5 protein-coding genes and 1 pseudogene are annotated in these 8383 nt (G+C 70.0%); 4 read left to right on the forward strand and 2 right to left on the reverse strand.

Translation table 11 applies throughout. The features are described from left to right. Together KME80_RS48655 and KME80_RS48660 are read right to left on the reverse strand one after the other, a co-directional pair. A partial coding sequence (locus KME80_RS48655) for an ISL3 family transposase (RefSeq protein WP_443682026.1) occupies nucleotides 1-733 on the reverse strand: 733 nt, incomplete at its 3' end. Nucleotides 734-992: 259 nt separating this feature from the next. Next, nucleotides 993-1724: pseudogene (locus KME80_RS48660) on the reverse strand (alpha/beta fold hydrolase); the annotation flags it as partial. A gap of 142 nt (nucleotides 1725-1866) precedes the next feature. Between KME80_RS48660 and KME80_RS48665 the strand changes: the two are divergent. The 4 genes from KME80_RS48665 to KME80_RS48680 all read left to right on the forward strand — a co-directional run bounded on the left by KME80_RS48665 (nucleotide 1867) and on the right by KME80_RS48680 (nucleotide 8195). Beyond that, complete coding sequence (locus KME80_RS48665; RefSeq protein ID WP_219519458.1) at nucleotides 1867-5043, forward strand: S8 family serine peptidase; 3177 nt, start codon at nucleotides 1867-1869, stop codon at nucleotides 5041-5043. Between the two features lie 569 nt (nucleotides 5044-5612). Next, the gene (locus tag KME80_RS48670) at nucleotides 5613-6179 is read left to right on the forward strand and encodes an RNA polymerase sigma factor (RefSeq protein WP_219519460.1); all 567 of its coding nucleotides are present in this window, start codon (nucleotides 5613-5615) and stop codon (nucleotides 6177-6179) included. Then, the gene (locus KME80_RS48675) at nucleotides 6172-7239 is read left to right on the forward strand and encodes a CU044_5270 family protein (RefSeq protein ID WP_219519462.1); all 1068 of its coding nucleotides are present in this window, start codon (nucleotides 6172-6174) and stop codon (nucleotides 7237-7239) included. The genes KME80_RS48670 and KME80_RS48675 overlap by 8 nt, the downstream gene beginning before the upstream one ends. 110 nt (nucleotides 7240-7349) lie before the next feature. Next, nucleotides 7350-8195, forward strand: coding sequence for a hypothetical protein (locus KME80_RS48680; protein ID WP_219519465.1), 846 nt, complete (start codon nucleotides 7350-7352; stop codon nucleotides 8193-8195). Nucleotides 8196-8383 lie beyond the last annotated feature (188 nt).

Consider the following 8383-nt stretch of genomic DNA (forward strand, 5'->3'; position numbering starts at 1 on the left):
CGTCGCAGAAATTCGCCCACAGATGCCACCGATCCCCGACCTGCGCCGCATCCGGCAGAGCACGTCGAATCGCCTCCCCATAGGCACCCGACCCGTCCCGGCAGACGATCTCGACCCCGGGGTGCGATCGCAGCCATGCTTCCAGCAGATCGGCACCGCGGCCGGGCAGGACATCGATCCGCTCGCCGGTCTCGGCGTCAGTGAGGACAGTGGCATACCGATGCCGTCGCTTGAGAGCGAAGTCATCGACACCCAGTACGCGCGGGACCCGCAGCGGTGGCAGCGGCAACCGCATCAGCAGGCGCAGCGCAGCGGACCTGGAGATCGTGACAGCCAGAACCTTCGACAGCCGAGCACCGGCCCGGCCGGCCAGTTCCTGGACCACCGCGCCCAACTGGCCGGTAAGTCTGTTCGTCCGACGCTGGTAGCGCTCAAGCAGCCCAGGAACCTGCTCACGGAAGGTCTGTCGAGGACATCCCCGCGCTGGGCAGACCAGCCGCCGAACCTGCAGCGACACCATCACCGGCCGCCCGTCGACCGGCACATCCCTGACCGTCCGACCGGCGTAGCCGTGCACTCGACCGGTCGGCACCCCACACACAGGGCACGGCATCGGCTCGTCACGCGTACGGGCCATCACCCGGATGCGGTCGTCCTCGTCCTCTACACCCTCGATGACCAGGGCAGACAGTCCCGCGAACACAACATCCGTAAGATCGTCGATCTTCAGCACGGCGCAGCCTGGCAGGGATCACCCAGCGCCACCACCGATTACGGGCCAGAGCCCCCGTAGGTGTGGGAAGTGATCTTGCTGGGAAGCAAGTGATCTGTGGGCGGGGCCCACTTCTTCGGGGGAGAGTCATGACAGGTCACTTATGAAACAGGGGCGGACGGTGCCATTACTGTCCGCGAGGGTGGTTACAGAGCGCTACTTTGGGGCCGGGGCCGGGGCCGGGGCCGGGGCCGGGGCCGGGGTACGGCGGGCCGATTTCTCAAAGTCGGTGAACAGGGCGACGAACTCGTCGGTGCGTTCCTCGGACACCCAGTGGCCCGATCCGGGGATGAGGTGGCCGTAGACGTTGTCGGCGATCTGGCGGCACATGGGCTCGTCGTTCTTTGGCCAGTGTCTGCTCGGCGCCGCCGGTGGACAGGACGGGCATGGTGAGCTTGCCGTCTCTGTCCAGGGCTGCGCGGTTGAGTTCGGCGTCGTGGTCGAGTTCGCGGTAGATCTCGCACAGGGCGCGCATCGCGCCCGGGGCCTCGAACGCGCGGGCGTAGACGTCCAGGTCCGCTCCGGTGATCGCGTCGGGCTGGTAGGTCAGGTCGCCGTAGAACCGGTTGATGTACCAGCGCTCGCGTCCGTGGGTGAGGTAGACGGCGATGTCGGGTTGGGCGTGGAAGTCGAAGTGCCAGGCGCTCTTGGCGGTCTTGCGCTGTTCGTAATAGTCGGTGCCGGGCAGGGGCGCCTCCATGAAGGTGACGGTGGCCACGTCCTGGCGGGAGCGCAGCGTGTAGCTGAGCGCGAGCATGGACCCGAGGTCGTGACCCACCACGGAGATCTTCTCGGTGATGCCCAGGATGTCGTGCGCGAGGTAGTGGATGTCACCGGCCATCGTCCACTTGTCGTATCCCTGGCGGGGTTTGGTCGAGGCGCCGGCACCCCGGTAATCGGGGGCGATGACACGGTAACCGGCCTGGGCCAGAGGGGCGGCGACCTTGCGCGGCCTGTCTCGGTTTCTTGGTCACGTCTCAGCAGATGTCCGGCTCTGCGGGCGCGTTCAGGAGAGGCCCGGAGAAACGTCATGAACCTTATGGCCGTCCGGCGGCAATAGCTGGTGTCGATCTTCAATCATCGGAGAGGTGCGCATGAGCTTAGGCAGTGGCTTGGTCGCCGCCGTCCTGGCCGGGTCGGTGGGATTCGCGAGCGTGCAGGTGCCCGCCGATCCCGGCGGGCAGGACTCCGGGCAGGCGTTCGCGCAACAGGGGAGCGACCGGTTGGGCACGGTGACCCTGCTCACCGGCGACCGGGTTGTCGTCACCCCCGCCGGTCACCGGGTGGAGCCGGGGCCGGGCAGGCGGGTCCGCTACTCCACCCGGTACCGTGATGGGCACCTGCACGTCTATCCGTCCGACGCGTTCGCGCTGGTGGCGCAGGGGGTGCTGGACGAGCGGCTGTTCGACGTGACGCAGCTGCTGGAGTGGGGGTACGGCGACGAACGCCGGGGCGACATCCCGTTGATCGCACAGGGCGACGTGCCCGCCCCGCGGAGCGCGAGGCAGGCCGGGCACCTGTCCCAGTTGGGCATGTCGGCCATGCAGGTGCCGAAGGAGAGCGCGGCCGAGGCGTGGAAGGGCCTGGTCGGCGGCGCTCGGACGTTGAGCGGCGGGAAGACGAAGCTGTGGCTGGACGGCAAACGCTCGTTCAACCTGGACCGGAGCGTTAAGCAGATCGGCGCTCCGCAGGCGTGGCAGCAGGGCCTGACGGGCAAGGGAGTCACGGTGGCCGTGCTGGACTCCGGCTACGACCCCGACCACCCCGATCTGAAGGGCGTGGTCACGCAGGCGCGGGACTTCACCGGCGGCACCGACGCGCGCGACAACGTGGGCCACGGCACGCATGTGGCGTCGATCGTCGCGGGCGCGGGAGACAAGCAGCGCGGCGTGGCCCCGGACGCGAAGATCGCCCTCGGCAAGGTGGGGGATCGGGTGATGTTCGAGTCCCACATCCTGGCTGGCATGGAGTGGGCCGCCGTAGAGGTCAAGGCCAAGGTGGTCAACATGAGCCTCGGCGGCCCGGACACGCCCGACGCGGATCCGCTGGAGCAGGCGGTCGACACGTTGTCGGAGCGGACCGGCGCGCTGTTCGTGATCTCCGCGGGGAACGACGGGCTCGCTGGGACGGTGGGCAGTCCCGGCAGCGCCGACGCCGCTCTCACCGTGGGCGCGGTGGATCGGGACGACATGAAGGCGTCCTTCTCCAGCGCCGGGCCCCGCAAGGGCGATCACGCGATCAAGCCGGACGTGACCGCGCCGGGTGTGGAGATCATGGCCGCCGCCGCGGCGGGCACCGCGGACGGGCCGTACGTGGCGCACAGTGGCACGTCGATGGCGGCGCCGCACGTGGCGGGCGCGGCGGCGATCCTGGCGCAGCGGCACCCCGACTGGAACGGGGCGCGGCTGAAGGCGGCGCTCATCGGCAGCGCAACCCCGAACGGGAGCGCCACGCCGTACCAGGAGGGCGCGGGCAAGGTGGACCTCGTCCGTGCCCTGGCCCAGCCCGTGGTGGCGACCACCGGCAACGTCTGGGAGACGTTCCCCTGGAACGGCACCGGCGAGCGGGTGGCCACCAAGACCCTCACCTACGCCAACTCCGGCGACACCCCGGTCACCCTGGACCTCACCACCTCCAACGACGTGCTGCGGCTGGAACAGCAGCGGCTGGAGGTGCCCGCCGAGGGAGAGGCCTCGGTCGAGCTGACGATCCACGCCGAAGGCAAGGGCCCCGGCGACTACGCGGGCACCGTCACCGCCAGGTCCGGCGACATCGTGGTGCGCACCCTCGCGGGCGCGTACGTGGAGCCCGAGTTGTACGACCTGACCGTCAAGGCCGTCGGCAAGGAGTGCCAGCCGCTCTTCGTGAGCTCCGGCGAGGTCTATGACCTCAAGACCGGAGGCCGGGAGCTGCTGTTCTTCCAGCGTGGTGTGGCGAAGGTCCGTCTGCCGAAGGGTGACTGGAACCTCTACGCCGACGTGGGTGACGACGAGGTGACCATGACCGCGCACCAGGCCGTGCCGTTGACCGACGCCGACCGCGAAGTGACGCTCGACGTGCGGGAGGGCCGGCAGGTGAGGTTCGCGGTGGACGAGCCGACCGCTCAGCAGGCCGATCTGCTGGAGATGAACCTGATCAACGGGTCCTGGATGTTCGGTTTCATGGCCGGCGGCGGCGGGATGACCTACTACGCGCTCCCTGTCAGAACGCCTGGTCTGACGTACCTGGCCAGGACCGTTTGGCACAAGAAGGACACCCGGCCGAGCCCGTACCGCTACGACCTGGTCCAGTACCACGAGAATGGCATCCCGGACGATCCCACCTACACGGCACGGACGAGCGAGCTGGTGAAGGTGGAGGCGAGCTACCGGGCTCCCGGCACGGCTGCCCGGGCCCGGGCAGCCGTGGGCGTCCGGCTTCCGGGGCACCCCTGGAACTTCGTCTTCCCCTACGCCAGCCCTGCCATGGACCTGCCCGGGACGATGACGCACTACCGGACGCCCGGGTTCGCCTGGACGACGGAGGTGGGGACGGGCACGCACGTCGTGGCCGGCACGACTGGGGTCCTCCAACGCGGCACCGTCAAGGAGACCTGGAACGCCGCCGTGACCGGCCCCGCGTTCGGCACACCGGCCGGCGATCGCGACGGTGACCGGCTGCGTTTCAGCGCCGACCGGCTCTTCACCGACGCGACCTCCCTCACCGGTGCCGACAGCTCCACCACCGGCACGCTCACTCTGGCCCGCGGCGGTGCGGTGCTCGCCAGGGCGGACCTGGCCGGGTGCGCCTACCTCCAGCCCGCCCGATGCCTGCTGGACGCCCATCAGCTCCCGGCCGAGGCGGCCGACTACACGCTGACCGCGTCCGCCCAGCGGCAGGGCACGCTGTCGACGGCCATCGAGTCGGTGTGGACGTTCCGCTCGGAGCGGACCACCCAGGCACGAGCGCTGCCCCTGATGGCGGTCCGTTACGTCCCCGCCGGGCTGGACGACCACAATCGCGCCAAGCCCCGGTCCCTGACCCGAATCCCCATCCGCGTCGAGCGCAACCCCGGCGCTAAAGAGGCGCGGGTCGTGACGATCAAGCTGGAGGCGTCGTTCGACGACGGCGGAAGCTGGCGTCCGGTGCCGGTGGTCCCGTCCGGCTCCGGCCGGGCCGCGCTGCTGGCCAACCCCGCTACCAGCGGGTACGTATCCCTGCGCGCCACTGTCACCGACAGCCGAGGCGGCCGTGTGACACAGACCGTGACGCGCGCGTACGCGGTGGGCTGACGCCAGGATCCCCTGCCCGGCACCGGTTCGGGCAGGGACACCCGCCAGGTCAGCGGACCTGGCACGCCGGGCTGCGAGCCTTGAACGTGCATCCGCCCACGAACGTGACCGTCTGCCGGCTCGATCTTCTTCCAGCCCGTGCTGTGCTGCCTGGAGCCGCTGTCGAGCGCGTTCCTGCACCAGCGGACGAGCCGCGCCTCGCCGGTCCTGGTGCCGTTGTTCCAGCACTTGCCCCACATGGTGGTGTTGCCGGTGCCGGTGGCGTTGCACGACACCTGCGGGCCGTGCCGTCGGCCTGAGCCACACCGCCTCCGACCGGCGGTGGTAAGGCTCGCTTCGATCGCGACGACTTCGCAGAGCCGGCCGTGCTCTTGAGCTTGGGCAAGCCGATCCTGGAGATCAGCGCCGCGCTGGCCCGGCCGGGCGGCGCCGCTTGCTGCACGGCGTCAAGGGGGTACGGCTGGTGCCGCGGCTGAGCGGAAATCGCCGGGCCCCGGTGTGAACTCTTCGGCGGAGCAGCGGTAAGAACAGGCGAATCTGCCCGCACTCGCGAAGGAGCTGAACTGTTCATGGCCGAACCGGCGACAGCCGAGGCCGCCGACACCGACCTGATCCGCCGTTCCCTGCGGGAACCTCAGGCATTCGCCGCGCTGTTCGACCGGCATGCTCCCGCCCTGCACCGTTACGCGGCCCGCAGGCTCGGTCCGGAAGCGACCGATGACGTGGTGTCCGAGACGTTCCTGGCGGCGTTCGAGCACCGGCACCTCTACCGGTTCTCCCAGGCCAACGCCCGCCCCTGGTTGTACGGCATCGCCTCGAACGTGATCGGCAAGAGGCGCAGGCGCGAGGCGGCCCGTTACCGGGCGTACGTGCGTGGTGGCGTACACCCGGCGGAGATCGGCGGCGGGCTGGTGGAGAACGGCGTGAACACGCTCGCGGTGAACAAGCCGCTCGTGGCGGCCCTGGCCGGGCTGAGCGCCGGAGACCGGGACACGCTGCTGCTGGTGGCGTGGGCGAAGCTGACGTACGAGGAGGTGGCCGAGGCGCTGGACATCCCGGTCGGGACCGTCCGCTCCCGGCTCAACCGGGCACGCAAGAAGATCCGCCAGGCTCTGGAAGGGACAGACCATGAATGAAATGGAGGAGGTCGGCCGCCTGTGGGCCGACACGACCGAGCCGAGCGCGCACGACCTGGCGGCCTCCCGGGCTGCCCTGATGTCCACGATCGCCCGTCCCGGCCAACGGGGAGCGCCCGCCCGCCCGCGTGGCCGTAGGATGCTCGCCCGTCCCGGCGCCCTCCTGCGTACCAGGCGAGTCGCCCTGGCCGGCGCCATGGCGGCGGCGCTCACCGTCGGCATCCTCGCCGCCCAGGTGGGCCTGGGCGGCTCCGATCCGGGCACCCCGCTCGCCGCACCGCCCGCCGACGCTCAGACACTGCTCAAGCTGGCCGCGCGGGCCGCCGCCGAGCAGCCGGACACGGTGCCGCCCCGCGGCCAGTACGTGCACACAAGGAGGCTGGCCCAGCGCAGCCTGTTCACAGCGGACGAGGCCGGCACGCCGCAGTACACCAAGGTGCTGGTCAACGAGGAACGCTGGGAGGCGGCCGATGTCGGCAAACCCTGGCTGAGCCGCGAGCAGTCCGTGTCGGCCACGGGCCCGGCGCCCCGCAGCCGCTGGGACTTCGGCGTCGAGGATACCCTGTACGAGCCCGCGACCTGCCCCGGCCGACCGGCCTACGCCCGGCTGCGCGGCTGGCCTACGGACCCCGCGCAGGTGCGCGCGAAGATCATGGCCGACACGGGCCCGGATCCGCTGCGCATGTGGTCCTCCCTCCAGGGCCTGGTCGCCGAGTCGGTGGTTCGCCCCAGCCTGAGCGCCGCGCTCTACCAGGTGGTCGCGGGACTGGACGGCATCGTGCTCATCCCCGACACCGTGGACGTCGCGGGCCGGCCCGGCCTGGCCGTCGGGATGGACCAGGGCGACGGCACTCGCTCGGACCTGATCTTCGACAAGCACACCTACCGCTACCTGGGCGAGCGCACGGTGAACACCAGGGACAGAAAGGCGAAACTGCCCACAGGCGAGGTCATCAAGAGGAAGGGCACGGCGAACGGCACCGCGGTGCTCACCGTCGAGGTCGTCCCCGGTCTGCCCGAGGTGTCGCCGAACGCGTCTCGCATGCAGATCCCCTGCTGAGACCTCCCCCGATCCGGCCATTCGGCCGGACGTTCTGATTCGCATGCCGCTGTTGCGCATGCGCCCGTTTCGCATGCGTGCTTTCGCATGCCCAAGTGAAGGAGCACACCATGTTGATCACCACCAAGGCCGTCGCAGCCGCCCTGCTCATCGGCACGTTCAGCGCTCTCCCCTCACCGGAGACGCAGGCCGCCTACGAGAAGAAGGCCGCCATGGAGGAGACCAGGGCGGCCTGCATGCAGGACAAGGGGCTCACCTACCTGGCAGAGCCGATCGTCAAGCACACGTGGCAGCCGGGAGAGCGCGAGCGGCTGGCCGGCGACTATGAGGCGCTGCGCGCGCACCGGGCCAAGTACGGCTTCGGCGTCTGGTCCAAGCTGGTCTATCCGCGTGACCCGGCGGTCAACCCGGTGTCCGGGGAAAGCGTGAACAACAAGAACCTGATGGCGATGACGGCGGACGAGCTCAAGGAATGGCGCGCGGCCGACGACGCCTGCTTCGCCGAGGCGGCCGCGAAGCACCTGGGGCTCACCGTCACCTCGCAGCGGGGCGACTACCTCACCCAGCTCAACGCGGCACTGGACACGTCCGTGGCCACTCTCGACAAGGACAAGCGGCTCGTGCGGCTCGGCAAGCGGTTCGCCGCGTGCCTGGGCATCAGCGACACCAAGCCTTCGGCCCTGGCCGAACGCGGCCGGTCGACGTTCACGAAGCAGGCCACGCAAGTCGCCAAGAAGCTGCGCAAGAGCCCGCTGCCGAAGACGCCCGAGGGCCGCACCCTGGCCCTGATGCCGCCGCTGAAGCCGGAGCAGGCCAAGCCGTACCTGGACAAGGAGATCAAGGCGGCGCTGAAGGACCTGGAATGCGGCAAGTCCTTCTACGCCGCCTACTCGCCAAGGGCGAAGACGGCCAAGGAGCAGGTGTACCAGAGGTTCGCGGTGCACTTCGCGCTCTGATCGGGGCGGGCGCGAGGGCCTGGTCGCTCGGGGCAAACGAGCGACGTTCGAGGTGATGGAGGGGACCGTTCACAGCTCGGCGAACGGTCCCCTCCATCGGAGCCGGCACCTGCCGGGCCGATCCAGTTGACATGAACGGCGCGGCGATCATGACCTCGCTCCGCAACAGGCCGCGCGTTTCTGCGACA

It is taken from the genome of Nonomuraea ceibae (assembly GCF_019396325.1).
GTDB lineage: Bacteria > Actinomycetota > Actinomycetes > Streptosporangiales > Streptosporangiaceae > Nonomuraea > Nonomuraea ceibae.

Excerpts from the sequence above, each read along its gene's own strand:
- KME80_RS48665 (WP_219519458.1), top strand. The coding sequence starts at position 1,867 with ATGAGCTTAGGCAGTGGCTTGGTCGCCGCCGTCCTGGCCGGGTCGGTG.
- KME80_RS48670 (WP_219519460.1), top strand. The coding sequence starts at position 5,613 with ATGGCCGAACCGGCGACAGCCGAGGCCGCCGACACCGACCTGATCCGC.
- KME80_RS48675 (WP_219519462.1), top strand. The coding sequence starts at position 6,172 with ATGAATGAAATGGAGGAGGTCGGCCGCCTGTGGGCCGACACGACCGAG.
- KME80_RS48680 (WP_219519465.1), top strand. The coding sequence starts at position 7,350 with ATGTTGATCACCACCAAGGCCGTCGCAGCCGCCCTGCTCATCGGCACG.